The sequence below is a fragment of the Orlajensenia leifsoniae genome (assembly GCF_004570845.1).
Lineage (GTDB): Bacteria > Actinomycetota > Actinomycetes > Actinomycetales > Microbacteriaceae > Orlajensenia > Orlajensenia leifsoniae.
The window spans coordinates 93625-118880 of the sequence record NZ_SPQZ01000004.1 but is presented as its reverse complement, the minus strand read 5'-3'; the positions used below and the strand labels follow the sequence as shown (position 1 = coordinate 118880).

21 protein-coding genes are annotated in these 25256 nt (G+C 71.4%); 7 read left to right on the top strand and 14 right to left on the bottom strand.

Annotation, left to right across the window (positions count from 1 at the left end):
• The first annotated feature begins 45 nt into the window (after positions 1–45).
• The 4 genes from E4M00_RS11505 to E4M00_RS11490 are packed head-to-tail and all read left to right on the top strand — an operon-like array spanning position 46 to position 2304.
• On the top strand, positions 46–1116 hold the full coding sequence (locus E4M00_RS11505; protein WP_056168974.1) for a hypothetical protein: 1071 nt from the start codon (positions 46–48) through the stop codon (positions 1114–1116).
• Positions 1116–1502 carry a hypothetical protein gene (locus E4M00_RS11500; protein WP_135120675.1) on the top strand — a complete coding sequence of 129 codons (387 nt, stop codon included), beginning with the start codon at positions 1116–1118 and terminating at the stop codon, positions 1500–1502. The genes E4M00_RS11505 and E4M00_RS11500 overlap by 1 nt, the downstream gene beginning before the upstream one ends.
• Complete coding sequence (locus E4M00_RS11495; RefSeq protein WP_135120674.1) at positions 1492–1950, top strand: hypothetical protein; 459 nt, start codon at positions 1492–1494, stop codon at positions 1948–1950. Before E4M00_RS11500 ends, E4M00_RS11495 begins: the two co-directional genes overlap by 11 nt.
• A 60-nt stretch (positions 1951–2010) precedes the next feature.
• A complete protein-coding gene (locus tag E4M00_RS11490) occupies positions 2011–2304 on the top strand; it encodes a WXG100 family type VII secretion target (RefSeq protein WP_135120673.1) in 294 nt (97 codons plus the stop codon).
• Positions 2305–2344: 40 nt separating this feature from the next.
• Here E4M00_RS11490 and eccCa read toward each other — a convergent pair whose 3' ends face one another.
• The 8 genes from eccCa to E4M00_RS11450 form a co-directional block, all read right to left on the bottom strand.
• Positions 2345–6304: a type VII secretion protein EccCa gene (gene eccCa / locus E4M00_RS11485; protein WP_135120672.1), complete on the bottom strand. Its 3960-nt coding sequence runs from the start codon at positions 6302–6304 to the stop codon at positions 2345–2347.
• On the bottom strand, positions 6304–7764 hold the full coding sequence (locus E4M00_RS11480) for an RDD family protein (RefSeq protein ID WP_135120671.1): 1461 nt from the start codon (positions 7762–7764) through the stop codon (positions 6304–6306). The genes eccCa and E4M00_RS11480 overlap by 1 nt, the downstream gene beginning before the upstream one ends.
• Positions 7761–9125 carry a hypothetical protein gene (locus tag E4M00_RS11475; protein WP_135120670.1) on the bottom strand — a complete coding sequence of 455 codons (1365 nt, stop codon included), beginning with the start codon at positions 9123–9125 and terminating at the stop codon, positions 7761–7763. Before E4M00_RS11475 ends, E4M00_RS11480 begins: the two co-directional genes overlap by 4 nt.
• Before the next feature lie 140 nt (positions 9126–9265).
• Positions 9266–10666 carry a WXG100 family type VII secretion target gene (locus E4M00_RS17980; protein ID WP_204773000.1) on the bottom strand — a complete coding sequence of 467 codons (1401 nt, stop codon included), beginning with the start codon at positions 10664–10666 and terminating at the stop codon, positions 9266–9268.
• Between the two features lie 2 nt (positions 10667–10668).
• A complete protein-coding gene (locus E4M00_RS11465) occupies positions 10669–12003 on the bottom strand; it encodes a S8 family serine peptidase (RefSeq protein ID WP_135120669.1) in 1335 nt (444 codons plus the stop codon).
• Entirely contained in the window at positions 12000–12377 is a 378-nt protein-coding gene (locus E4M00_RS11460) for a hypothetical protein (RefSeq protein WP_135120668.1), read from the bottom strand. The genes E4M00_RS11465 and E4M00_RS11460 overlap by 4 nt, the downstream gene beginning before the upstream one ends.
• Before the next feature lie 73 nt (positions 12378–12450).
• Positions 12451–12732 carry a WXG100 family type VII secretion target gene (locus E4M00_RS11455; protein ID WP_082510665.1) on the bottom strand — a complete coding sequence of 94 codons (282 nt, stop codon included), beginning with the start codon at positions 12730–12732 and terminating at the stop codon, positions 12451–12453.
• Between the two features lie 42 nt (positions 12733–12774).
• Positions 12775–13089, bottom strand: coding sequence for a WXG100 family type VII secretion target (locus E4M00_RS11450; protein ID WP_056169003.1), 315 nt, complete (start codon positions 13087–13089; stop codon positions 12775–12777).
• A gap of 242 nt (positions 13090–13331) precedes the next feature.
• Here E4M00_RS11450 and eccD point away from each other — a divergent pair, with 242 nt between their 5' ends.
• From eccD to E4M00_RS11435, 3 genes are read left to right on the top strand one after another with little or no spacing between them, the layout of a single operon-like run.
• Positions 13332–14669, top strand: a complete 1338-nt coding sequence (gene eccD / locus E4M00_RS11445) for a type VII secretion integral membrane protein EccD (RefSeq protein ID WP_135120667.1) — start codon at positions 13332–13334, stop codon at positions 14667–14669.
• Between the two features lie 4 nt (positions 14670–14673).
• A complete protein-coding gene (eccB, locus tag E4M00_RS11440) occupies positions 14674–15993 on the top strand; it encodes a type VII secretion protein EccB (RefSeq protein ID WP_135120666.1) in 1320 nt (439 codons plus the stop codon).
• Positions 15990–17303, top strand: a complete 1314-nt coding sequence (locus tag E4M00_RS11435) for a S8 family serine peptidase (RefSeq protein ID WP_167756878.1) — start codon at positions 15990–15992, stop codon at positions 17301–17303. The genes eccB and E4M00_RS11435 overlap by 4 nt, the downstream gene beginning before the upstream one ends.
• 33 nt (positions 17304–17336) lie before the next feature.
• Here E4M00_RS11435 and E4M00_RS11430 read toward each other — a convergent pair whose 3' ends face one another.
• The 6 genes from E4M00_RS11430 to E4M00_RS11405 are packed head-to-tail and all read right to left on the bottom strand — an operon-like array spanning position 17337 to position 25239.
• Positions 17337–18035, bottom strand: coding sequence for a hypothetical protein (locus tag E4M00_RS11430; RefSeq protein WP_135120664.1), 699 nt, complete (start codon positions 18033–18035; stop codon positions 17337–17339).
• A gap of 2 nt (positions 18036–18037) precedes the next feature.
• Positions 18038–18880, bottom strand: a complete 843-nt coding sequence (locus tag E4M00_RS11425; protein ID WP_135120663.1) for a PP2C family protein-serine/threonine phosphatase — start codon at positions 18878–18880, stop codon at positions 18038–18040.
• On the bottom strand, positions 18877–20409 hold the full coding sequence (locus E4M00_RS11420; protein ID WP_135120662.1) for a DUF5684 domain-containing protein: 1533 nt from the start codon (positions 20407–20409) through the stop codon (positions 18877–18879). The genes E4M00_RS11425 and E4M00_RS11420 overlap by 4 nt, the downstream gene beginning before the upstream one ends.
• On the bottom strand, positions 20406–22910 hold the full coding sequence (locus tag E4M00_RS11415) for a transglutaminase domain-containing protein (protein ID WP_135120661.1): 2505 nt from the start codon (positions 22908–22910) through the stop codon (positions 20406–20408). The genes E4M00_RS11420 and E4M00_RS11415 overlap by 4 nt, the downstream gene beginning before the upstream one ends.
• Positions 22907–24277: a DUF58 domain-containing protein gene (locus E4M00_RS11410; protein WP_135120660.1), complete on the bottom strand. Its 1371-nt coding sequence runs from the start codon at positions 24275–24277 to the stop codon at positions 22907–22909. The genes E4M00_RS11415 and E4M00_RS11410 overlap by 4 nt, the downstream gene beginning before the upstream one ends.
• Positions 24274–25239: an AAA family ATPase gene (locus E4M00_RS11405; protein WP_055824636.1), complete on the bottom strand. Its 966-nt coding sequence runs from the start codon at positions 25237–25239 to the stop codon at positions 24274–24276. Before E4M00_RS11405 ends, E4M00_RS11410 begins: the two co-directional genes overlap by 4 nt.
• Positions 25240–25256 lie beyond the last annotated feature (17 nt).

The following is a 25256-nucleotide window of genomic DNA, read 5'->3' as shown; positions in this document are numbered from 1 at the left end:
AAGCGATCATTCGCGCGTCCTCCGACCGGAACCGAGAGGACGTCTGTGGCCTTCGCGATCGACCCGTCTGCGCTGAACACCCACGCGAAGACCCTGCGCACCCTGTCCGATGCCGTTCCGCCCGCGACGAGCTACGTCGCGACGAACCTCAGCCTCACGATCGTCGACACGGCCTTCCTGTTCGCGAAGGCCCTCGATGCGGCGAACCAGACCAAGGACGCCATCCGGCCCTACCTCACCGACCTCGCGAACTCGCTCGACCTCTCGGCCGACGAGCTCGACGCGACGGCGACCCGGTCGATCGAGCTCGACGATGCCATCGAACGCGACCTCGACGCCGCCTACCCCGAGCCCGTCGAACGAGGCACGCCGATGTCGGTTCCGACGAGCAGGGCGGTCTACGTGAAGCCGTCTCCGCCCGGCGACGCGCTCGTGACGCCCGCAGGCGAGCCGCCCTCGGACCTGGTGAGCGTCATCCTGACGACGGACTGGCTGAGTCCGTCGACCGTGGTCGCGCAGATTCTGGACTGGATCTTCGACTGGAACTACCTCGACGAGATCTCGAAGAAGTTCTCCGGCGACTGGAACTCGCTGTTCCGCGTCACCCACGCCCTGGAGAGCCTGAAGGGCTACCACGTCTCCCAATCCGAGAACATCGGCTACGCCATGTCGGTGGGAGCGAACACGTGGACCGGCCAGGGCGCAGACGCGGCGAACGCCTTCTTCACCGAGATGGCCCGCCTGGTGCGCGAGGCCGGTGACGAGATCGGCACGCTGGCCCCCGAGTTCGAGGTCGTCGCCCGCGGCATGCACGACACCGCGGCCCTCGTGGCAGACCTGTTCGCCCAGATCCTCGACGCCGCCATCGCCGCCGCCTTCTTCTACATCGCGGGCACCGTGCTGGTCGAGACCGTCGTCGGCACCGTCATCGGCTACCTCGCGGGCACCGGCACCCTCGCCTACATGGCGTGGCTCGCCCACGAGGCCTACGACGTCGTGCAGAGCGCCCTGCTGTTCTTCGACGCCCTCGGCGCGGGCGTGGCCGTCTTCGCCCAGTTCCTCGCCGGTGGCGTCGAGCTCCCCAAGCCCCTTCCCTACGACAACCCCACGGTGTGATGAACGAACCTCCTCTCGACCCCACGACGGCGCCCAACGGCTCGGACCCCTCCGACGGGCCACGGATGCTCCCCACGATCGATCCGGGAAGCCCGACCGGACGGATGCTGCGCGACTCGATGGAGCGCCTGCGCTTCGCACCCGTCGACCCGGCGATCCAGCGGTTCGCCCAGGACGTGCTCGACGGCCGCCGCAGCGCCCGCGACATGATGGACCTGCCGCAGTTCCAGCCCCTGCTGGAGAAGGCCGGCCAGTCGCTGCAGGAGTACCTCGCCGCGATGGACCCCGCCGAGCGCGAGGCGTTCCGCGTCGACATCCGCGCCGGACGCCCGCCGGGCACTGGTCGCCCCGACGGATCGACGGGAGGCTCGGCCGGTGCGCGCTGATCGGATCCTCGCCGCCGGAGCCGCGGGCGTCCTCCTCCTCGGACTCACCGGATGCTCGGGCGCGGCGTCGCAGCCCCAGTCGGTGACGGTCGACTACACGATCGACGGCGACGCGAAGAGCGCCGACGTCGCGATTCCCGGGCTCGCCTGCCAGACCCTGGGTGAGCGCGTCTTCTACTCGACGACGGCCGCGCGGAACGGCGACGACCCGCTCCCCTTCGTCGCCAACGCCGACGGCGGCTCGTACGAGAGCGTGATCGTGACGCTGCAGGTGACCGACGACCTCTGGTTCACCTCGGGCAAGCCGTTCACCGCCACCGAGGACGGGGTCTCCTTCGACGGCGTCGTGGGAGGCGTCGGCCCGCTGGACGACTCGGGGCTCCCCACCGTCGCCCTGGACGGCGCGGCGACCCTCACGGGCGACCTCGACTGCACCGAGAAGAAGTAGCGCGAAGAGTTCGCGCGCAGCACGCAGCGCGACCCCGCAACCGACACCGAAGGAACGATCATGAGCCGCGAGATCCGAGTGGAAGACACCGTCATCGAGGCATCCGTCGCCCGCATCGAGGCGGCCATCGACGAGATGCAGCGCCTGCTCGACGACCTCGAGCGCCGGGCGGCCGTACTCCGCACCGAGTGGTCGGGTGAGGCTTCCGACGCCTACGACCGGGCTCACCGCGACTGGGATCGGTCGATCCGCATCATGGAGAAGGCCGCCCGCGACGTGTCGGCCGTCGCCTCCTCCGGCACGAAGCGCTTCCGCGCCATGGACGAGGCGCACGCGCGCGTCTGGTCGTTCTGACGCGAGACCCGCGGATGCCGCCTGCGGCACCCGCGAGGCCTCAGCTGTAGCGCGGGGGCACCCAGGCGAGCTGCGCCGCCACCACGCCGCGGCTGCGGCTGACGATCTGCGCACGACCCGGAACAGCGGGCACGGCCTTGACCTTGCCGATGAGCTGACCCTCCTCGGGATTACCACTCAGCAGGATGCCGGTGGTGCCGAGGTCGGTGAGACGCTGGATGATCGGGTCGTACGCCGCTCGGCTGGCGCCACCGGCCCGACGCGTGAGGATCACGTGCAGGCCGAGATCGCCCGCCTGCGCGAGCAGCGGAGCGAGCGCGGCCAGCGGGTTGCCCTGCGAGGTGGCGACGAGGTCGTAGTCGTCGACGAGGATGAAGCCCTCGGCGCCGGTCCACCACGACCGGGCGCGCAGCTGTTCCGGTGAGACGTCGGGGCCCGGGATGCGGCTCTGGAAGAACGCGGCCAGCTCGCCGAGGCCGCCCGACGCCATCTCGTGCGAGCTCAGATAGGCGCCGAGGTACTCCTCGGGGATGTCGCCCAGGAGAGCGCGCCGGTAGTCGACGACGAAGATCTTGGCCTCGCTCGGGCCGTAGTGCCGCATGATCTCGTTGGCGTAGCTGCGCAGCATCGACGACTTGCCCGAGCCTGCATCGCCGTAGAGGAACAGGTGCGGCTCCTCCGCGGGATCGATCAGGAACGGCGCGAGGTCGGCCTCGTCGATTCCGAGCGCGATCTCGCGTGATGCAGTCGATGCGGCAGGCACGAGCGTGCGCAGCTCGTCGAGCGTGATGCTGTCGGGCAGCAGGCGCAGCTTCGGTCCGGCGGGCCCGGTCCAGGCCGCGCGCACGTGCTCGGTGAGGTGGTCGATGCCGTCGGCCAGGCTCGCGGATGCCGCGACCCCGTCGATGCGCGGCAGGGCCGTGAGCATCTGCAGGGCGGCGGGGCTCAGGCCGCGGCCCGGGATGGCCGTGACGTTGGCCGCTGCCTTGCGGTCGGTCTCGGAGTCGCTCGGGTCTCCGAGGCGCAGCTCGATGCGGGTACCGATGAGGTCCTTGATGTTGGCCCGCAGCTCCAGCCAGCGGGCCGCCGTGATCACGATGTGCACGCCGTAGGTGAGGCCGCGGGCGGCGATGGTCTGGATGCTCGCCTCGAGGGACTCGAACTCGGAGCGGAGGGTCCCCCAGCCGTCGATGACCAGGAACACGTCGCCGTAGCCGTCGTCGACCTGACCGGCGGCACGACGCTGCCGGTAGGTGTCGATGGAGTCGATGCCGTTCTGCCGGAAGAACACCTCACGGGCGTTGAGGATGCCGGTGACCTCGGCCACGGTGCGGCGCACGACGTCGGGTTCCGACCTGGTGGCGAGCCCGCTCAGGTGCGGGAATCCCTGCAGTCCGGAGAAGGCGCCACCGCCGAAGTCGAGCACGAAGAACTGCACCTCGAGCGGGGTGTTGGTGAGGGCGAGCGCGATCATCGTGGTGCGCGCGAGCGTGCTCTTGCCGCTCAGCGGCGCACCGACGACGACCATGTGACCGGCGGCACCGCCGAGGGACACCACGAGGTTCTCGCGGCGCTGCTCGAGCGGCACGTCGACGATGCCGAGCGGCACGGTGAGCGATCCGGCCCCGCGCCAGCGGGCCGACACGAGGCCGAGCGTCGGGTCGACGGCGAGGTCGCCGAAGAGCTGGTCGAGCGTCGCCGGAACCTCGAGCGGCGGCAGCCACACGCGGTGGGCGACGGGGCCGCGTCCCGACATCCGTGCCACGGCGATCTCGAAGGTGCTGCGCGACTCCTCGGGTTCGATCGCGACGGGGGCGTCGAGTTCGGGTTCGACGGGAGCTTCCGTGTGCACGGCCGCCGCCGTGAACAGTTCGACGGATGCCGCCCCGGAGTCCGAGCGGCCGGTGTCGACCGAACGACGACGACGGGGCGGCGGCGCAGACACGTAGGCAGCACGGAACTGCGTCATCGTCTCGGTGTCGCTCTTGAGGAAGCCGACGCCGGGCTGCTGGGGCAGGGTATAGGCGTCGGGTACCCCGAGGATCGTGCGCGACTCGGCCGCCGAGAAGGTGCGCAGACCGATGCGGTACGAGAGGTAGGTATCGAGGCCGCGGAGCTTGCCCTCCTCGAGGCGCTGCGAGGCGAGCAGCAGGTGCACCTGGAGCGAGCGGCCGACGCGGCCGATGTTGACGAAGCTCTCGACGAACTCGGGCTTGGCGGCCAGCAGCTCGGAGAACTCGTCGGCGACGATGAGCAGCGACGGCAGCGGGGGAAGCTCGCTGCGTCCGCCCCGACGGGCCTTCTCGTAGTCGGAGACGTTGGCGAAGTTGCCCGAGGAGCGCAGCAGCTCCTGGCGGCGCACGATCTCGCCCTGCAGGGCGTCCTGGAAGCGGTCGACCAGCGAGATCTCGTCACCGAGGTTCGTGATGATGGCGGAGACATGCGGCATGCCCGCCATGCCGGCGAAGGTGGCTCCACCCTTGAAGTCGACGAGCACGAAGTTGAGCTGCTCGGGCGAGTGCGTGAGTGCGAGAGCCAGCACGAGGGTGCGGAGCACCTCGGACTTTCCGGATCCCGTCGCACCGATCATCACACCGTGCGGGCCCATGCCCTGCTGGGCCGATTCCTTGATGTCGAGGACGATCGGGGCACCGTTGGTGTCCTGGCCGATGGGCACCCGCAGGCGGTCGCGCTCGAGGCGGGGTCGCCACGAGACGTCGAAGTCGATGTCGCGCACGTCGGGCAACCCGAGCAGGTCGACGAGATCGGCCTGCTTGGCGGTGGAGCGCGTGGCGACGGCCGTGCTCGTCATGGAGAACATCGGCAGCAGGCGACGGGCCGTGGCCTCGGCCTCCACGATGCTGATGGTGTCGGGATGGAACGAGCGCGCCGGGATCTGCAGGGTGAGCAGCTCGGCCCGACCAGGTCGCTCCGCATCGAAGGCTATGCGCAGGGCGTTCTGGTTCTCGAGGTCGCCCCAGCGTGCCGGCAGGTCGATGACGGTGACGCCCGAGGTGCCGTCGCCCGCGAGCAGCACGTCGCTCAGCGGGATGCGCGCGCCGTCGGTGACGATGACGACGTGCGGAGTGAGGGGTGTCGAGCCGTCGCGGGCGAAGCGCGGGCGCTCACGCACGTCGGCGGGCATCAGGGCCGCGAGGTCGGCGACGTTCGAGCCGATCATGCGCGCGGCGCCGAGGGAGTCGGTCGACTGACGCGAGTGGGTGTGCGGCAGCCACTTGGCCCACTCCCACTGGCCGAGAGCTGCATCCTCGGCGGCGATGACGATCTGCAGGTTGTCTGGATCGTGCATGGTCGCGGCGTGCAGCAGCATGGCGCGGGCGAGCCCGCGCGACTCGTTCTCATCCCCTGTGATCTCGATGCGGGCGAAGTCGCGCAAGGTCACGCCGAGCGGCAGGTCCTTCTGCACCTCGTGGGTGAGCATGAAGCGATGGGCTGCGGATGCGGCCACGGGGTCGAGCTGCGCGAGAGGGGGAAGCTCAGGCGCCTCGAGCGTGATGCACAGCGGCTGGTCGCTGGTTCCGACGCGCACGGCGAGGAAGTCGGCGTCGCCGGGCGAGCGCTCCCAGACGCGGGTGCGCTCCTCGGCGATGAACGGCAGGGTCGACGGTGCCGGATGCTGCCAGTTGCCGGCCCGGCGCTGCTGCTTCGACGCCACGCGCACCGTGCGTCGCAGCTCGGTGAGGTAGGCCAGGTACTCGCGGCGGGCCGCCAGCGTCGCCGAGGTTCGCTGCGACCGCTGTCGCCATCCGTTCACGGCCACGAAGCCGAGGGACGAGAGCAGGAACATGCCGCCGGTGATGAAACCCGTCGGTCCGGTGTTGGAGACGCTCACCATGACGATGGCGCCGATCGAGCCGAGCATCGGCAGCATCGAGCTGAGCAGCCCGCCGCCCCCGTCGCTCGGGGCGATCTCGGGCGGGGGCTGAACCGTGATGGTGCCGGACGGGACGCGGGGTGGTGCCAGACGTGGACCGCTCATCAGGCCTTGTCCGCACTCTCGTGCGCCATGAGGATGCTCACGGTGAAGGTGCGGTTGCCGATGCGCACGCGGTCCCCCTCGTCGAGAAGCACCCGGTTGCCGGGGAGGAGGGGCGCTGAGGCGGCGTCGTCGCTTCTGATCTCGGTTCCGTTCGTGGAGTTGTTGTCTGTGACCCAGGTGCGCCCGCGCGAGTGCTCGAGCCGCAGGTGCGTCTTCGAGACCGTCGACTCGGGGTCGCGCACCGAGATGAGCCTGTCGCCCTGGTCCGTGGCCGACGGGTTGCGTCCGAGGTTAACCGCCACGGGGATGGGCAGCTGCTCGCGCTGGCCGGTGTCGAAGATGAGGAGCAGGGCTCCGGTCTCCGCTGCCGAGGCGTCGGCACCCGGAGCCTGATCGACGGGCACGGCGGCTGCGCGTCGTCCCGTCGGCGGGGCGACCGATGCGGATTCCGCGACGGATGCCGCGGCCGGGTCGACGGATGCGGGAGACCCGACGGCGGCGGCCGCTCGCCCGTCTGCACTCCGGGGCTCCGCAGCGGGTGCCGGTGCGTCGAGCTGCGGCATCCGCTCGTCTGCGGTTCCACCGCCCGTGGATGCGCCGCGCACCGAGGCGGACTCGACGGCGATGGGAACCGAGGAGGACGCACCCGTGAAGGACGCGCTGGCCGAGTTCTCATCGTCCGACACCAGCGTGGCCGGAGCGCGCCGGGACGAGGTCACGAGCAGGGGCGCCGCGAGCACGATGCCGCGCGAGCCGGCCGGCTCCGCGGCACGGTTGCGCACGGGAACGGCGACGACGAGAGTGCGGGCGGCACGATCGGCCCAGGACCGGCCTCGTCCGGAGGCGTCCCACGCACTCGACGCGACGACGACCCAGGCACCCACACCCGCGGCGAGGAAGCCGGCACCGGTGATGAACCAGCGGACGAACCCGCGACCGACACCGGGCGAGAACGGGCCGTCCTCTCGCGCTGTGCGCAGCCGCATGGCCGCGTTGCCCGGGGTGATGCCCGTGCGCGACTCGACGATCCACAGGCCGACGGCGAGCTCGATGGCGACGACGGCGCCGAGCACCAGAGTGCCCGTGAGCAGCCAGACCACGGCCGCGATTCCGGCGACGATGGCGACGTCGATACTGAAGGCGGCGATGCGCCGGCCGACCGTCGCCGGGCGCCCGACGAAGGCCGTGCCGAGGGATCCGCCGATGCGGCGCGGACCGGCCGCTGTCGGCACCGCCGGAGCCGCGACGGCGGGAGTGCCTGCGAGAGCCGCGGATGCCGGAACGACGGCGTCGGTTCGCGCGTCGGCCGGGGCGCCTGCAGTCGGCTGCGGAGCGGCATCCGGCGACGAACCCTCGAGCCCGGGCTGGGGCGCGAGCAGGCCAGGGGGCAGTGCGGGCACGCCGGAGGGAGGCAATGCCGGAACCCCCGCGCGCCCGGGGAATCCTCCGCGGTCGCTCATCCTGCCATCATCCCACGGAGCAGGCTCAGCACATCCGCGTAGAGCAGTGCGGCGGGCAGGGCGAAGGCCACGGCGATCCACTCGATCACGTCGCCCGTGCGCGACCACGCCAGCGATGAGGCACCGCGCGACGCGGGCACGACGATGGCGGCGGCGATCACGGCCGCGAGGAAGAGCCCTGCCGCGATGAGGCTGAGCGCGAGCGGCTCGAGGGTGGTGAGCGCCAACTGGGCGGCGACGACGAGAACGACGGCCGCAGCGGCTCGCGGCATCCAGCGCAACAGCAGTCCGGTGGTGTGCCTCGGAGTGAGCAGCAGCGAGATCTCGACGCACACGATGAGCACGATGCCGCCGGTCACGACGAAGGGGTCGCTCCCCCACGGCCGCAGCAGCGCGATCGGGGCGAAGACCGCCGCGATGATGCTGAGCAGGGCGGCTCCGGCGACGAGACGGGCCGACGAGCCGTCGACGACGGCTCGCACGGTCTCCACTGTGACGGCCCCGGGCGACTCGGGGATGGCGCCGCGCACGGTCCAGCGGTTGCCGATGAAGTGCTTGTAGTCGATGAAGTAGCCCTCGGGGAGGTTCACGAGGGTGCTGGGCAGGGCACGCAGCGCGAGCGGCACGGCGCCGAGCGAGATCGCTGCAGCGGCGGGCTCCTCCCAGTGCAGCAGCAGCGCGAGGCCCCACACCGCGGCCAGGACGGCGAGCATGATCGCGACGGTGCCGGCTGCTGCGCGCAGCTCCGCGGATGCGGCCGTCGCAGTGAGCACGGCACTCAGGACGGCGGCGGCGACGAAGCCGGCGGCGACGGCCAGGCGGGCGCCGTCCTCGAGCCCCGGGGGCGGCGCGAGGGCGCCGGCGGTGAAGGCGAGGGCGAGGGGTGCGAGCAGCGCGACGGCTCCGGCCATGCCGGCACGGGCACGCGCTGCCCACACCACGGCCGTGGTGACGGCGGCCAGTCCCAGCACGATGCTCGTGAGCAGGCGCATGCCGGGGTCGACCGCGACCGCGACGACGGCCGCGAGGGCGAGCGGTGCGACGACGGCGAGCATCCACCACGGTGCGCCGTGGTCGACCCGCCGCGTGCCCGACTCGCGGGCTGCGCGTGCCGACACGGCGGCATCCGCCCGCAGATCGACGACGCTGTAGAGCCCGCCATCGACGAGATCGATGGCCGGGGTCTCGGGGGCGATCTCGGTCCCGTCGCGGTCGAGCACGATGTGACGGCCGTCGCCGACGGGCAGACCCCCGGCACGCAGGGCGTCGCCGAGCCTGTCATCCACCGGGATGGCGATGTCGAAGCGCCCGCTGTCGCTGAGCAGGGCGAGCCGACGGCGTTCGACGGCGGGAGTGCTCATGCGTCTCCCCCTGGTCCTTCGCCGTTCAGCACATGGGAGCCCGGCGAGGCTCCCACGCTAGATCCTGCCACCTGCGCGCGAGTGGTGACGTGCACGCCGGGCCGGTCGTGCGCATCGTCGAGCGCACGACCCGCCTCGCGTCAGCCGCGTCCGCCGGCGCCGGCGCCCTTCGACCGAGGGCCGCTCTCGTCGTCGTCGTCGAGGGTGGGGGCGATGTAGCCGCCGAGGCCCTGGCCCTTGGCCTTCTCCTCGGAGGCGCCGCCCTGCTGGCCGCCCGCCATCATTCCGGGACGACCGCCCGCTGCGCCGGATGCTCCACCGGCGCGCGCTGCAGCGGAACCGTTGGCGCCGTTGGCGCCGCCGCCGGCTCCGCCGGCCTGACCGAGGAGGCCGCCGCTGGATCGGGCACCCGCGGCCGAACCGGCACCGCCGGCACCGCCGGGGCCGCCCATGACACCCGCTCCGCCGACGCCGCCGGCACCGCCGAAGCCGCCCAGCCCGCCGAGTCCGGCCGTACCGCCACCCGCGAGCTTCGAACCCGCCAGCAGCGCCGCACCGGCGCCACCGCCGATCGCGGCGGAACCGAGGGGCGACGGGCCGCCGGAGCCGTTGCCGGCCGATCCGCCCAGACCACCGGGGGTTCCGACGCCGGGTCCACCGCTGCCGCCACCAGGAATGTAGCCGGGGCCGCCGTCATCGACCGAGGGTGTGGACGGGTCGATTCCGTAGTCCGGCGTCTCGTACACGGGGCCCTCCGGCGTCGGGTCTGACCAGTCGGGACCCTCCGTGATCGGGCCGATCGGATCGGTCCCGTTCGGGTCCGTTCCCGTCGAATCGGGTCCGGAGAAGTCGGGCGTGTGGAACACGGAGCCCACGTGGCCGCCGGGGTTCGATCCCGGAGTCGAGCCGCCGCCGGGGTAGCCGCCGCCACCGGGGTACCCACCGCCCGGGTAGCCGCCTCCGGGCATGGTCGGGCCCGTGGGTCCGTCGTCCTTCGGAATGGTGACGTCGGGGAGACCGATCACGGGCGCATCCCGCAGCGTCTCCTGGCTCTTCTGAAGATCGGCGCGATGCTCTTCGAGGGTGTTTCCGAGGCTCTCCACCTTCTTCTTGGCCGCATCCTCGCGCTGGTTGCCGAGGAATCCCTCGATGACGTCGAGGGCGGTATCCGAGGCGAGCGGACCGAGGACGGGGTGCACGACGGTGGATCCGGCAGTCACCGCAGTGCGCCAGAACGGGTCGACGCGCGCCGAGGGGAGATCGGACGACGACGATGCCGCCTCCGATCGGGCCGAGTTCGCCCGCGAGACCGTCGTCTCGATCTGAGTGACGGCATCCTGCACGACGGTGAACTTCTTCTTCATCTGAAGGAAGACCTCGGAGGCGTCATCGGCGGAGGTCCCCTCCCATCCAGGCGACGCGGCGAGATTCGACATGGTGCGCTGCAGCGTCGAGAGTGCGAGTGACAGGGTCTGGATCTTCTCGATGTTCCAGTCGGTTCCGGCACCGAGGGACGCGAGCTGGTCTTCGTACTTGCCCATGGTCATGCTCCTGTCTGGGTCTGGCTGTTTGCCGGCGGGGATGTGCTCGGGCGACGTCGCACGAGCAACACGATCAGGACGACGAGTCCGGCGAGGACGAGCGCACCGACGACGACGATCCCGATGATGACCGGCACGGCCAGCCCCGTGGTGTCGTCGTCGGAGGCCACCGGCGCCGTCGATGGCGACTCGGAGGCCGACGGCGCTGCCGACGCCTGCGCGAACTCCGCTGCAGCCGGCACGGCGTCGGGATCGTCGAGGATCAAGGGGTTCACGTCGGGATAGGTCGTCGGATCCACGGTGAGCATGGTCGTCAGCGACGCTGTGCCGTAGCCGTAGGTGTTGTCATGGATGAGGTCGGGATTGCCCGCGCCGGTGTTGTGGATCAGCGTCTGGATGAGCTGGTTGCCCGTTGCCTTCGGATACTTCTGCTTGACCACGGCGAGGAAGCCGGCCGTGAGCGGAGTGGCGTAGGACGTGCCATCTCCCAGCGCCTGATCGGTCCAGTTCCTCTCGGCGGCGGGAGTGTCCGAGCCCGATCCCTGGGTGAGGATCCCGAGTCCGGCATTCGCGACAGTGACCTTCTCGAAGGAGTTCGGCACACCATCGGTGGCGAGCGCGGCGCCGTCGGCTCCGATCGCCTGCACAGCGACCACACTGTTGTACCGCGCGAACCCATCGGACTGGCTGCCCGGCTTGTCGGGGAGGCCGGCGACGATCACGACACCCTCCCGGGCAGCGCGCAGGATGGTCGGGATCCAGTCCTGGTCTGCCTCGAGCGCCAGGGAGATGGAGATGATGTCGGCACCATCGTCGATGGCGGCGTTGACGGCCTCGATCGTCGTGATGCTCGTCGGATCGTCCACCGGTCTGCACTGGCCGTCGAATTGCAGTCCTGAGACCGTCGGCGGGGTGATCACCCCGGTGTAGTAGAGCAGCTTCGCTCCCGGTGCCGCACCGTAGACACCGGCTGCACCATCACTGCCGCTGCCGTCGCCGACGATGAGGGACGCGGTGTTCGTACCGTGCTTGGCGGTCAGCGAGTCGGTCGTCGCCGGGTAGGCGGCTCCGTCATCGTCGGCGCAGAAGGAGGGCTCGCGCACGGTGACATCCGCGTGGGCGAGCGTCGGGATGTCGGGGTGGAACTGGGAGTCGATGATGGCAACGGTCACTCCCTCACCCGTGTAGCCCGCAGCCCAGGCGTCGGGAAGGTGGAACGCGTCCACGTACCAGAGGCCGGGCCCGTCGACAGCAGCCGTCGCCGGAAGGGCCGGAGCGACGACGAGTGCCGCCGTCGCCGTCAGCGCGGCGATGAGGCTGACGGAGCCGCGCCTCATTGGATCTTGTTGCGCGTTCCGCCGCCAGCGGGCGCGACGGGAGTCACCGGCGGAAGCTCGGTGGCGACCGCGGCATCGAGGAAGTTCAGGAACGCCTTGGCATCGTCGGCGATGCTCTCGTCGTTCTGCACGAGCTGGGCGACGGTCTTCCGGATGGCGCCCTCCGCAGCCTGGAGCTCCTCGATGATCGAGCGGGTCGCCGCCTTCAGAACCACGGCGGTCTCCGCCAGCTCGGTCCGGAACGGGGAGGCCACGCCGACGCTGACGCCCTCGGACTGCAGCTCGCTGGGCTCCGGCAGAGCGGAGAGCCCCTCCAGGAGGTCTTTGAGACCGCTCGTCACGAGGTCGGGGATGACCTGGATGATGCTCACCATGATGGGGCTCCTTTCAGCGATTGTGAGATGTGTTCGGCGGGCCGGGATGAACTCCCGGCCCACCGGCAGCGGCCTAGAGCGAGAAGCGCCCGGCCGACGACTTGTCGCTCTGCAGGTACTGCGCGGCGATCTCCTCGGTCTTGCCGGAGATCTGCTGAAGCAGCTGCTGGAGCTCGCCGAGCGAAGCGTTCCACTTGGCCTGGGCCTGGTCGTAGGACTGCTGAGCGTCACCACCCCACGCTGAACGCAACTTGCCCACCTCGGCCTCGAGGCGGTCGAGCTCGGCGCGGATGCCCTGGGCACCTCCGCGGATCTGACCTGCGAGCGCCGTGACCTGCTCGGGACGGACTGACATCGACTGCATGTTCATCTACTCCTTGATCCGTGTTCCGGGTGCCTAGGCGCCCATCATCGAGCCGAGGCCCGAGATGGTCTGCTGGTGCGAGTCTTCGGTGGCTGCCTGGTCCTTCTCGGTGCCGGCGAGTGCGGCCTCGAGAGTGACGAGGACCTCGTTGAGCTTGCGGGTCTGCTCGTCCCAGCGCGTCATCAGCGTGGTGAACGAACCGGCGGCGGCGCCGGTCCAGAATCCACGCAGCTGGTCGATCTCGCCGCGGACCTTCTTGACCTGCTGGTCGACTCCGGTCTTCGTCTCGCGCACTGCCTGGGCACCCTTGCGGAGGGCACCCTCTTCTGCTGAAATCTGGTCAGCCATCACCCATTCCTCTCATTCGTCCGATGTAGACGATCACTGGAGGGGGCGGCCAAAACTCGGCAGCGTCTTCGTCCCCCAAATGCGTCACCGCGACCCAACCTAAGCGAGATCCGCTCAGTGAGCAATTCCCCCCTAATGCGGGACGTACCCCGCACGGGGTCGCGCGGCGAGCTGAGCGTCGATCATCTAGAGTGAAACGCGTGTCATCCGCTGGTCGAGCGGACGAGACGAATGGGGAAGACATGAGCCAGACCGCGATCGCTGCGGGCGCGGTGCTGCGGTTGTCGATCGTCAGCGAGGACCGACGTCTCGACGTCGGCGTGCCCGCGCAGATTCCGTTGATCGAGCTGCTGCCCGGCTTCGCCAGACGCCTCGGCATGCTCGACCCGTCCCTGGCGCACGGTGGCTACGTGCTGAACCGCGCGGACGGGTCCACCCTCGATCCCTCGCGCGGCATCGGCAGCCAGGGCGTGCACGACGGCGAGCTGCTCACCCTGGTGCGCGGCGGCCTGCTGGCCGAGGCCCGTGTCTACGACGACGTGGTCGAGGCCGTCATCGACGCGACGAGCGAGCAGCACGGCTCGTGGACCCCCCGCGACAGTTCACGCACCGCACTCGCCGTGAGCGTCACCTTCCTCGCGCTCTGCGCTCTCCTGCTGGTCGGCACCGGACGCGACTTCCCGTTGGCCGTGGTGCTCGCCGGCGCCGGGGCGCTCGTGCTCATCGCGGCATCCGTGGTGCTCTCCCGCCTCGGCCAGACCGAGGCCGGCGCTGCGCTGGGCCTGGCTGCTGCAGGGTACGGGGGCATCGCCGGCTTCCTCGCCGTGCCCGGCGACCCGGTGTGGGGCTGGCCCGTCGCGGCCGGCGCTCTCGGCCTGCTCATCGTCGGCGGCGTGGAACTGGCCTTCACCCCCAAGAAGCCCGAGATCCACCTCGTCCCGCTCGCCTTCGGCGCGAGCATCGGACTGGCCGCGGTCGTGACCGCGCTGTTCTCGCTCGACCCCGTCGGGCCGTACTCGATCATGCTCGCCGTCACGGCGATGCTGGCGAACGGCCTGCCGTGGCTCGCGCTCAGCTCCACCCGCATCCAGGTCATCTCCCCCCAGAGCGACGCCGACATCTTCACGGCCCCCGATCCCATCGACGCCGATGACGTCAAGCGTCGCGCTGCAGCGGGCGCCCGGGTTCTGGTGTCGCTGCGCCTGGCCCTCGGCCTCTCGGCCCTCGCCGCCACCCCGCTGGTCGCCGCGAACGGGCTCACCGGAGCCCTGCTGTGCGCCCTCGCATTCCTCGGGATGATGTTCCAGTCGCGCCAGACCTACGCCCGCGCCGGCGTCCTGACCCTCATGGCCCTCGGCGCTCTCGGCCTCGCCGCCACGGGGCTCACCGTCATCATCACCCAGCCCGACCTGCGCATCGGCATGCTCGTCGTACTGCTGGTCGGAACCGCGCTCCTCGTCGCCCTCACCCTGTTGAGCCCCCGCGCGCGCCTGCGTCTCGGACGCCTCGCCGACACCGTCGAGGTGCTCGCCCTGGCGCTGCTGCTTCCCCTCGGCGTCGTCACGGCCGGGCTCGCGTAACCCGATGGCGACCAAGAAGGACCTCATCGAGGCGCAGGGATTCAGTCGTCGGCGCCTGCTCTCGGCGTTCACCGGCGGCGCCCCCGGCGGCAAAGAGCTCGACCCGGCCAAGCCGCTGCGTGCCGTGGTCGCCGGTGTAGCGCTGACGGCCATGGTCATCCTGGGCGGCGTGTTCTACGGGTTGGTGCGCCCCGGGCTCCCGCAGGGCTGGGAGGACAACAAGCTCGTGCTCGTCTCCGACACCGGGGCACGCTACCTGACCGTCGGCGGCGAGCTGCACCCGGTCATCAACACGGCCAGCGCGCGCCTGCTCGTTCCGGCCGGCGACTTCTCCGTCATCAGCACCGATCAGGACACCGTGGCCGACATCACGGTCGGCGGCACCGTGGGAATCGTCGGCGCCCCAGACGATCTTCCTGCTCCGGATGCCCTCATCTCCGACGGCTGGACCGCCTGCGTCACGGGCCGCGGGCAGACGGCCGTCCGCATCAGCGACGACCCGATCGCGACGAACGCTCCCGACACCGGCACCGTCGTCACCGTCGACGACGAGCTCTTCGTCGTCGCCGGCGAGTACCGCTACGCCGTCGACAGCGACGACGCCAACGCCGTGCTCCGGGCCGTGGGACTCGGCACCTCCGCCCCGATCGAGGTCGACGGCCGGTGGCTCAACCTGTTCACGCCCGGCGCCGACCTCACGCCGCTGACCGTCGAGGGTGCCGGTGACCCCATCGACGGCACCGAGTTGCGCGTCGGTGCCGTCGTGCACCCCGACGGCAGCGCCGACGACGAGCGGTACATCGCATTGGCCACCGGCGAGCTCGCCAGGCTCACCCCGGTCGCCTACCAGTTGCAGCTCCTCGGCAACAGCGACGGCGAGGTCGTCGATGTGAGCCCGGCCGAGATCGGCGACCTGCCCACGGCGACGGACCCGGCCGGCGGAGCCGATTGGCCGAGCGACATCCTCACCCCGGTCGACGTCGACAGAGTGCCGTGCGCCCTGTCCGACGTGACGGACGCCACCGCGACGACGACCCTCGCCACGGCGCCGTCGTCCGACGCGACCGGTGCAGGCTCCGTCGGCGTCGACGTGGGAGCGGGGTCGCTCGTGCGAGCGGGATCCGGCGCTCCGGCCTTCCTCGTCGACGGATCCGGCACCGCCTACGCCGTCACGACGGCCGACTCCCTCGAACGCCTGGGGTACTCGGGCAGGGACGTCGCGGCCATCGTGCCCGCATGGCTCGACTTCCTGCCGACGGGGCCGGAGCTCTCCCCCGAGGCCGCCGGCGCGAGCCCCGCCGTCGAGGCCGCGAGCTCGAAGTGACGCGCCGACGTATCGGCGTCGCCGTCGTGCTCGGGGGTCTCCTCGCCGGCGGCATCCTGGTGTCGACGGCCGTCGATGTCGCGCCGGCCGTCGCCGCAGACGAGGTGTGCAAGCCGGGCAACGTCGTGTTCTCCTCCGAGAGGCCGGCCGCGTTCTCACTGCTGCAGACCGAAGCCGCCTGGCAGCGGAGCACCGGAGAAGGCGTGATCGTGGCCGTCGTCGACTCCGGCATCGACGTCGGCAACCCGCACCTCGAGGACGCCGTGGTCGGCGGGATCGACTTGGTCGGCGACGGCGAGCGTGCCGACGGTCTGAGCGATCCGCAGGGGCACGGCACCGCCATCGCCGGCCAGATCGCGGCCCGCAAGATCCCGAAGTCGGGAGTCGTCGGTCTGGCACCCGACTCCAAGCTGCTGTCGGTCCGGGTCTTCCGGGGAACGGATGACGAGTCCAAGCGCGACGGCTTCGGTCCGACGACGGCTCGGCTCGCCGCCGGCATCCGGTGGGCCGCCGAGAATGACGCAGACGTCATCAACGTGTCCCTCAGCGAGGTCGACGGCTCAGCCGAGCTCGAGGCGGCCGTCGCGGCCGCTCACGATGCCGGGAGCCTCGTGGTCGCCAGCGGCGGCAACAGGGCCACGGCGGAGGACGCGCGTGACGGCGCCAGGTATCCGGCCGCCTACCCCGGTGCCCTCGGGGTAACGGCGTCGGATGCATCCGGAACCGTGACGGACGACTCGATCCACGGGCCGCAGGTCGACGTGTCGGCCCCGGCGCAGTCGGTCACGACCTCCGCCACGGGCGCCGGCGACTGCGTGTACGCCACTGAGGCGCCGTCATCGAGCTTCGCCACGGGCTACGTGAGCGGCGCGGCCGCCCTCGTCGCGGCGGCGCACCCGGCCGATGGACCCGACGGCTGGGCCTACCGCCTGATGGCCACCGCTGCGCGCACGGACCCCGACCAACGCGACGACGTCTCGGGCTGGGGGCTCATCCGGCCGGCTGACGCGATCACGCTGCTGCCGTCTGCGACCACTCGCGGACCGGCGAGCCCCTTCGTCGACACCGCGGGCAGCGCCGTGAGGCCTCCATCGATCAGCGTCACCCCGAGTGACGGCTCGTCCGCCTTCGCAGCCACGAGCGCCGCCACGGCCTTCATCACGATCGTCGGAGCGACGCTGCTGGGCATCATCGCGACTGCCGTCGTGCTGCGCCGGCGCCATCGGGCCGATGCCGAGACCGATGCTGTGGCATCCGACGGCCCTCCACGACTCGGCTTCCTCGACCGGCCGGCCGACGAGGAGTTCTGAGGCCGCGGCGACGACCGTCGCCGCGAACCGCGGTCAGCCGAAGAGCAGGACCGCCAGGAGCACCAGTCCGACCACCGAGATGACGGATGCCGCAACGACGGCGCCGACGGAGATGAGGCTCAGGCGGCGGGCCTCGCCCTCGACCGACGGCAGGCTGCCGTCGACCACGCGGGTGGCCGATGCCGTGGGCGCGAGCTGAGCCGGCGGGGCCGACGGCTCCGGAAGGGACCGCGGGCCGTATGGAGCGACGGCGCCGGGGCCCGGCGCGTCCAGGGCCGTGCGCACGAGGGACGGGTCCAGCGGAGCCGGCCTCAGCGCGCGGCGACCGCGGCGCACGAGCGGCGCCTTGTCCCGCGGCGGAGCCGGCGGGCGGAACAACGGCTGTTCGAGGTCGTGGGCGGCGCGGTCGACGACGAAGGTGCCGTCATCGACCGAGGTGTGCTGCCGGTCGACCACTGCGGTGCCGTCATCGGCCTCGTCGGCGTCGGCGTCGGCTTCGGCGTCGGCGCGATCCACGATGACCGTGCGCTCGTCCTCATCGCCGCGGTCCACCATGACCGTGCGCTCATCCTCATCGTCGCCGCGGTCCACCATGACGGTGCGCTCGTCGTCATCGTCGCCGCGGTCCACGATGACGGTGCGCTCGTCCTCGTCGTCGCCGCGATCCACGATGACCGTGCGCTCATCCTCGTCAGGGAGGCTCGGCACGTCCTGCGGGTTGCTCTCGGGCACGATCACACGCCCGATCGCACGGGGATGGTCGTGTCGTCGATCATGGAGTCGGTCAGGCCGCTGCCCGTGAGGCGGGCCCCCGTCGTGTCGGTGGGCTCACCCGTCGCGCCCCCGGAGACGACGTCGAGGACGATGACGGTGATGTTGTCCCGTCCGCCCGCGCGGTTGGCACGCTGCACGAGGGCCTCGGCGGCGGAATCCGGTCCGCCGCTCATGGTGAGGGTCGCCCGGATCGCCTCGTCGTTCACCTCGGAGGTGAGTCCGTCGGAGCAGACGAGCAGCCGCTCGCCGTTGGTCACCGGCATCAGCCAGCTGTCGGCCGTGCTGTCGGGAGCCCCGATGGCACGGGTGATGACGTTGCGTTTCTCGAAGGTCGCGAGCTCGTCCTGGCGCATCCGTCCCTGGTCGACCAGTTCCTGACCCAGCGAGTGGTCGACGGTGATCTGCTCCAGCTCGCTGCCGACGTGACGGTAGACCCTGGAGTCGCCGACGTTGAACACCAGCCAGTGCGGCCTGCCGTCGTGCTCGACGATGGCGATTCCCGCCACAGTGCTGCCGGCGCCGCGCTTCGTGCCGGCCGAGACCGTGTCGACCGCGTCATCGGCGGCGCCGAGGGCGTCGCGCACCTCGTCGAGGGTCGTCAGCTCACCGCCGGTGACGAACTCGCGGAACGCCGCGACGACGGCCTGGCTCGCCAGGTCGCCGGCGTCATAACCGCCCATGCCGTCGGCCACGAGGAAGATCGGCTGCTCGGCGAGCACCGAGTCCTCGTTCGCCTGGCGCTTCTGGCCGCGGTCGGTGACCGCCGCGACGTTCACCACCACACGCTGAACGGATGCCGTCACCGGTTCTCCTCCACGAAGGTCACACGCATCGCCACCTTGCCGAGCACGAACCCGTCGGCGACGGAGACCGCCACGCCCGGGTCGACGAGGATCTCGCCGCCGTGCTCGTCGTAGAGGAGCACTCCATTGGTGGATCCGAGGTCCGTCACGGTCCACTCGCCGTCGTCCAGGATGAGCCGAGCATGCGTCTTCGACAGCGTACGCGTCTGGTCGGGCACCGCGAGGGCCTGTTCCCCGGGGTCGGCGGCCACGGGGTTGCGCCCGAGCACCACCCGCGGAGCCGTCAGGTCGAGCTGGGTTCCATCATCGAGGGCGAGCCGCCAGCGCACGCGCGGCCGGCGATCCACCACGACGGTCGCCTCGAGGTCGTCGGCATCCTCCTCGACCGGGGCGGCCGGCGTCGGCCGACCGGCCGTGATGACGGTGTCGTAGTGGCCGAAGTCGTCATCCTCGTCTGAGCCGTCGTCCTCAGGGGCCGGCGGCGTGAACAACGGAGCCTCGACGGGCGGAGGCGGGGTGGCCGGGGTGGCCGGGGCTACGGGTTCAGCCGAGGCGGTCGGCCCGGCGGCGGGCGCGACGACCGGCGGCGGGCTGATCGGAGGAACCACGGCCGGCGTCACCGAAGCCGGAACGGGCTCGAAGAACACCGGCGGCGAGGCGATCGCCGGCGGCGCCGGTGCAGGCGGCACCTCGGCGTGCGGCACGACCGGAGGGGCGACCGGGGCGACCGGAGCAACGGCCGGCGGGACGGCGGGCGGGGTGGCGCGCGACGCACCAGCCGACGCCGAGGCGACCTGCTCGCGCGGCGCCCACGGATTCGTCGCATCGGGCTCGGCGGCGGCATCCGCGGCGGCATCCGTCACCGCAGTCGTCGCACCGATTCGAGCGGCGGGCTGTCCCATGGTCTCGGCGATCGACACATGCGCGACCGGTGGCAGGTCTGGAGCCTGTTCAGGAGCCGGAGCGGCGACGGGGATCACGGATGCGGCTGCAACGGCGGCCGACGAGGCGGCAGCGGCATCCGGGGCCGGATCCCGCGGCGGAATGGCGTAGCCCGACGCGTCGCGCGGAGCAGCAGCGGGCTCCAGGAGGGGTCCCACGCGCTCGCTGAGCGTCGGCACCGACTGCATCCGCCCGCGCTCGGGGTCGGGCGACGCGCTCCCCCATGCCAGCAGAGTCGCCCAGAGCGGCCGCAGCAGCACGGCGAGCACGGTGCTGCCTGCACCCCGGCCGAACAGCAGGTTGATGCGGTACGTGGCGATGACGAACAGGTAGAGGCCGTACAGGTTCACGATCGGGATGAACAGGAACACCACCGACCAGGCAGGCACCCCGCCCCGCGCGTAGACCTCGGCGGTGTTGAGGACGGGCACCCAGCCCTTCCACGACTCGCCGCCCAGACGGTGGAACAACCGCGACAGCGCGAGGGCGTCCCACACGTAGACGGCGATGCCGACGAGGGAGAAGACCACGATCATGGCGACGAGCGCGCCGATGACGGCCGAGGGATCCGACGAGGCTGTACTCATGGGGCGATCTCCTTGCGCATGCTGAGGGGCACGGTGACGGGACGATTCGTGCTGCGGATGCGGGCGAGGAACGACCGCAGGGTGAGGACTGTTCCGAGGCGCTTCCAGAACGTGGAGCCGGCCCGCAGCGTCTGGCGCTCGTCGTCGACGATGCTCCAGGCCGAGTCGGCGTCGGCAGCGGTCGGCGGATGCTCCGAGAAGACGGCGCGGTCGACCTCGCGGGCCAGCTGCTCGGCCGCAGCGCGACCGGCCGACCTGGCGAGGAGCAGTCGGCTCGGCAGCCTGTCGAACGGCACGTCGGCATCGGCGTAGCCGTCGACGAGTTCCTCCCAGGCACCCACGATGCGCACCTCGGGGTCGGCCGCCCCGCGCCGGAAGCGACGGCGCAGCACCTTCGCCAGCACGATGGCGGCGATGGGCAGCAGCAGGAGCACCAGTGCCAGGGCACCGATCGCGACTCCGCGGACGATGGGCCAGAAGCCCGACCCGGCGACGGCGTCCTCCCCCGTCGGAACGACGTCGACGTCGGAGGCGTCGCTCTGGGCCTGGGGCGGGTCGACGGCCTCGCTCTGCGCGTCGTCGGGAACCGTCGGGTTCTCCGGCAACTGCTCGCCCTCGGTGATGGCTGTCGGGGCCTTGGCGAACTGCGGCGTGACGTCGAACGGCACCCAGCCCCCGCGCGGGTCGCGCACCTCCACCCAGGCACTCATCTGCGAGCCGGTGCACACCTCGGTGCACGCCGGGATGCCGGGGACCTCGTCGGCTGCGGGCAGGCGGATGCCGACCACGACGCGCGACTCGAAGCCCCACTCCCGCGCCAGCAGCGACGCGGCGACGGAGAACTGTTCGTCGTCACCGACGGCGGCGACCAGGGTCGCATCCGTCGCCTTCGCTCCTGCCCGGCGCTGCTGGTCGACGAGCGAGGTGAACAGGGTCTCGATGCGGGCCCGCGAATGCCCGGCGTAGCTCGAGATGAAGGTGTACCGGCCATCGGCCTTCAGCGCCTGAACCCAGCTGGTGGCGTCGGGGTCGTTGAGCAGCCCGTGGCTCAGGTAGCCGCGTGCGCGCAGCCGATCGATGAGCTCGGTCAGGCCGGCTCCGGTGCGCGGCAGTTCCTGCAGCGATGCCCACTCCAGCAGGGCCGGGTACTCATCGGGGTCGAGCCCCGTGGCGGCGCCCTGAGCCGAGCCGAAGTCGGCCGGCACCTTCTGCTCGTCCGCCGTCAGGGTGTACGAGTCTCCGGGGATGAGCCCGAAATCGTCGTCGGCCGGCGCGACGTCGACGGCGCCCCCGCTGTCCGCGGCGATGGCGAAGCCGTCGTCGAGGGCCTCGGCGCGCGGACCGGCGAAATCGGGAGCTGCGGCGAGAGCCGACGGTGAGAGCACCCAGACTCCGCTGTAGCCCTCTCCGATCCTCACCCCGAGGTCGATGCGGTCGTCGCCGGCTCCGGCCGATCGCGGCAGACGGGAGAAACGCGTGTCGGCTGCGACGTGCACGGTCTCGCCGTCGTAGTCGTCGAGCACGGCCAGCGGAAGGCGGCCGACGCGCTCGACGTCACCCGAGACCCGGAACAGCTCGGAGTCGAAGGAGTCGACGCCGAACCAGCCGCGGTAGTCGCTCAGCGGGCTCGGCTGCTTCTGCACGACGATGCTCGGATCGATGCCGTCGCGCAGTGCCTCCCGGTCGGCCAGCTGCGCGGCCGCCGGGGCGACGGCGAGTCCGCCGACCAGCGCGATGACGATGAGGCCCACCGCGAGGGCGTTGCGGCGCACGGCGATCCAGACGGAGCCGCCGCCACCGCTGACGGTCCCGCCGCGGGCGCGGGCGAGCGCCCGGGCCCGCACCAGCCTGGACCGGCCGAGCAGCCAGCCCACGGTGACGAGCAGCGTGAGCACGGCGAGGAGCAGCTCGCGCGGCGCCGGCAGCTCGACGCCGAACACGTCGGCGGCCGCGCTGGTCTCGCTGGAGCCGAAGGCCACCCCGAACAGCACCATCGCCACGACGGGCAGCGCGGCCAGCGGAGTCCACCGGTCGTCGCGCAGAACGAGGGTCGTGCCGAGGAGGGTGCCGACGAGGGTCACGACCAGGAACGGAACGAGCACCGCCTGATACTCCCCGACCGGAAGGTCGAGCGTGAGCAGCTGCTTCCACCCCACGACCACGCCGACGATGCCGTCGCGGATGCCGCGGGCGATGCCCGGGATTCCCGTGACGGCCGAGGGTATGGCCACCGGGACCACGACGAGGGCGTAGGCGGCGACAGCCACGAGCACGGTCAGCAGGGCGCCGGTGATGCCGCGCCAGCCGAGACGACGCACCAGGAGGGCGATCCCGCCGCCGATGACGGCTCCGACGACGGCCACGAGCACGACGCGCCAGGACTGGTACACCGGCCAGGCGGCGACGGTGGCGAGCACCACTCCGAGCACCAGGTAGCCGAGCCCCCAGAGCTCGATGGCGCGATCGGTGCGGCGCTCCCGGGCCGCCAGACGGCGGCTCATCGGAGGGCTCCTCGGGCGAGGAGTTTGGTCAGGTCGTCGAGGGCGCCGATCGTGATCACGGTGATCTCGCGGGCCGTGCGGATGCTGGGCTCGGCCCCGGGCTCGCAGCGCACCGCGACGGTCCGGATGCGGGCGGGCAGGGTGATGGCGGCCTGGCGCATGCGCGTGAGCGGCATCCGTGATCCCGTGACGAGGAAGGCGATCGACAGGTCGGGGAAGCTCTGGGCGGTGAGGGCAGTGACGGCCTCGAGCCGCATGACGTTCGCGCGGGACTCGATGGCGGCCATGCCGTCGAGCATGGCCTTCGGAGTCTGGGTCGGAACGGTGTTGATGCTCATGACGGCATCGCGGGAGAACTCGGGGATGGGGGCGCTCACGGCGACGAGCACGTCGCGACCCTCGCGCACGCCGTTGAGGCCGAGCGATGATGCCGCGCTGACGGCCATCTCGAACTCGTCGTCGGACTCGAACTCCGCGATGTCGAGGTCGAGCAGGATGGCGATGCGGGCGTGCCGCGACTCCTCGAACTGGCGCACCATCAGCTTGCCGGTGCGGGCCGTCGCCTTCCAGTGCACGTGGCGCTGCGAGTCGCCGGCGACGTAGTCGCGCACGGCGTGGAAGGAGAGGTCGGAGTCGGTCAGGTCGCTCGTCGGGGTTCCCTCGAGGTCGCGGATGAGGCCGGCGCTGGTGCTCGGGATGGCCACGGTGACGGGGTGCACGTAGACGCGCTGCACGTCGGGCCAGCTCATGTCCCGGTGCAGGATGCCGAGCGGGTCACCGCGGGAGATCGTCATCGGGCCCACGTCGATGACGCCGCGCCGCTCGGCGCCGATCGTGAGGTTCTCGCGGTGCTGGGCGCCGGCGCGCAGCAGGGGAACGTGCACCTCGACGAGGCCCCGGCCGACGGGGATGTCGACGACGCCGGGCAGCGACGCACGTTCGCCGCGGTTCACCAGGTCGAGATGGCCTCCGACGGTGCTGCCGGCGACGACCCTGTCGCGATCGAGCACGAGTTCGAGCCTGTAGTCATGGGCACCGAGCAGGAACGGGATGCAGGCCAGCAGCAGCAGTGCCGCGATCGCCGCCACCACCCAGGCCTCGACCCAGCCGAAGCCGACTCCGGCGATGACGCCGCCGATCACGGCGATGGCCAGCACCAGTCCTGCGGGCGACACTGTGTCGCGCGTCCACTCCACGGCACGCCGCAGGGCGTTCGCTCCGACCCGCGTCGCCCGGCGCACGCCGAACACAGCGCCGGCCACGGCGCCACGCCGGGTCTCGGCGTAGCGCGTGACTGTCGCTGCACGCGTGCGGGTTCCCGTCGCAGCCGAGGTGCGGCTGAGACGGGATTCGGTCGGAGAGCTCACGCAGCCCCGTTCTCGCGGGGCGGGGTGACGTCGAGCAGGATCTGGCCGATGACGGCCGCGGCCGTGACGCCGTCGAACTCGGCCTCGGGCTCGAGCACGAGGCGGTGGCTGAACGCCGGGATGGCCAGGTCGCGCACGTCGTCGGGGGTGACGAAGGTGCGTCCGTGGGCTGCCGCCCAGGTCATCACGAGCTTCGACAGCGAGATGGCGCCGCGCACGCTGACACCGAGGCGCACCTCTGTGGCCCGACGCGTGGCGTCGACGATGCGCATGATGTAGTCGGAGATGAGCGGGTTCACGTAGACGCTGCGCGACATGTCCGTCATCGTCACGAGAGTGTCGGGCGAGACGATGCCCGTGAGCTCGCCCTTCGGCTGCGAGACGCCCTGCAGGATGCGCAGGGTCGCCGCCTCGTCCGGGTACCCGATGCTGGTCTTGATCATGAAGCGGTCGAGCTGCGCCTCGGGCAGGCGGTAGGTGCCGCCCTGCTCGATCGGGTTCTGCGTGGCGAGCACGAGGAACGGGTCGCCGACGGCCCGGGTGACGCCGTCGATGGTGACGTTGCCCTCCTCCATGACCTCGAGCAGGGCCGACTGCGTCTTCGGGCTGGCGCGGTTGATCTCGTCGGCCAAGACGATGTTGGCGAAGATGGGGCCGGCGTGGAACTCGAACTCGCCCTTCTTCTGGTCGTAGACCGTGATGCCCGTGATGTCGCCGGGCAGCAGGTCGGGGGTGAACTGGATGCGCGAGTTGGTTCCCGTGATGGTCTGCCCGATGGCCCGGGCCAGTGCGGTCTTGCCCGTGCCCGGGAAGTCCTCGAGCAGCACGTGGCCCTCGCTGATGGCCGTCGCCAGCACCAGTTCGACAACGTGGCGCTTGCCGAGGATGGCCTGCTCCACGTTGTCGGCGAGCAGCGAGAACGTGTCGGTGAACCAGGCGGCCTGCTCGGGGGCGATCGTCATGCTGTGGGGTCCTCTCG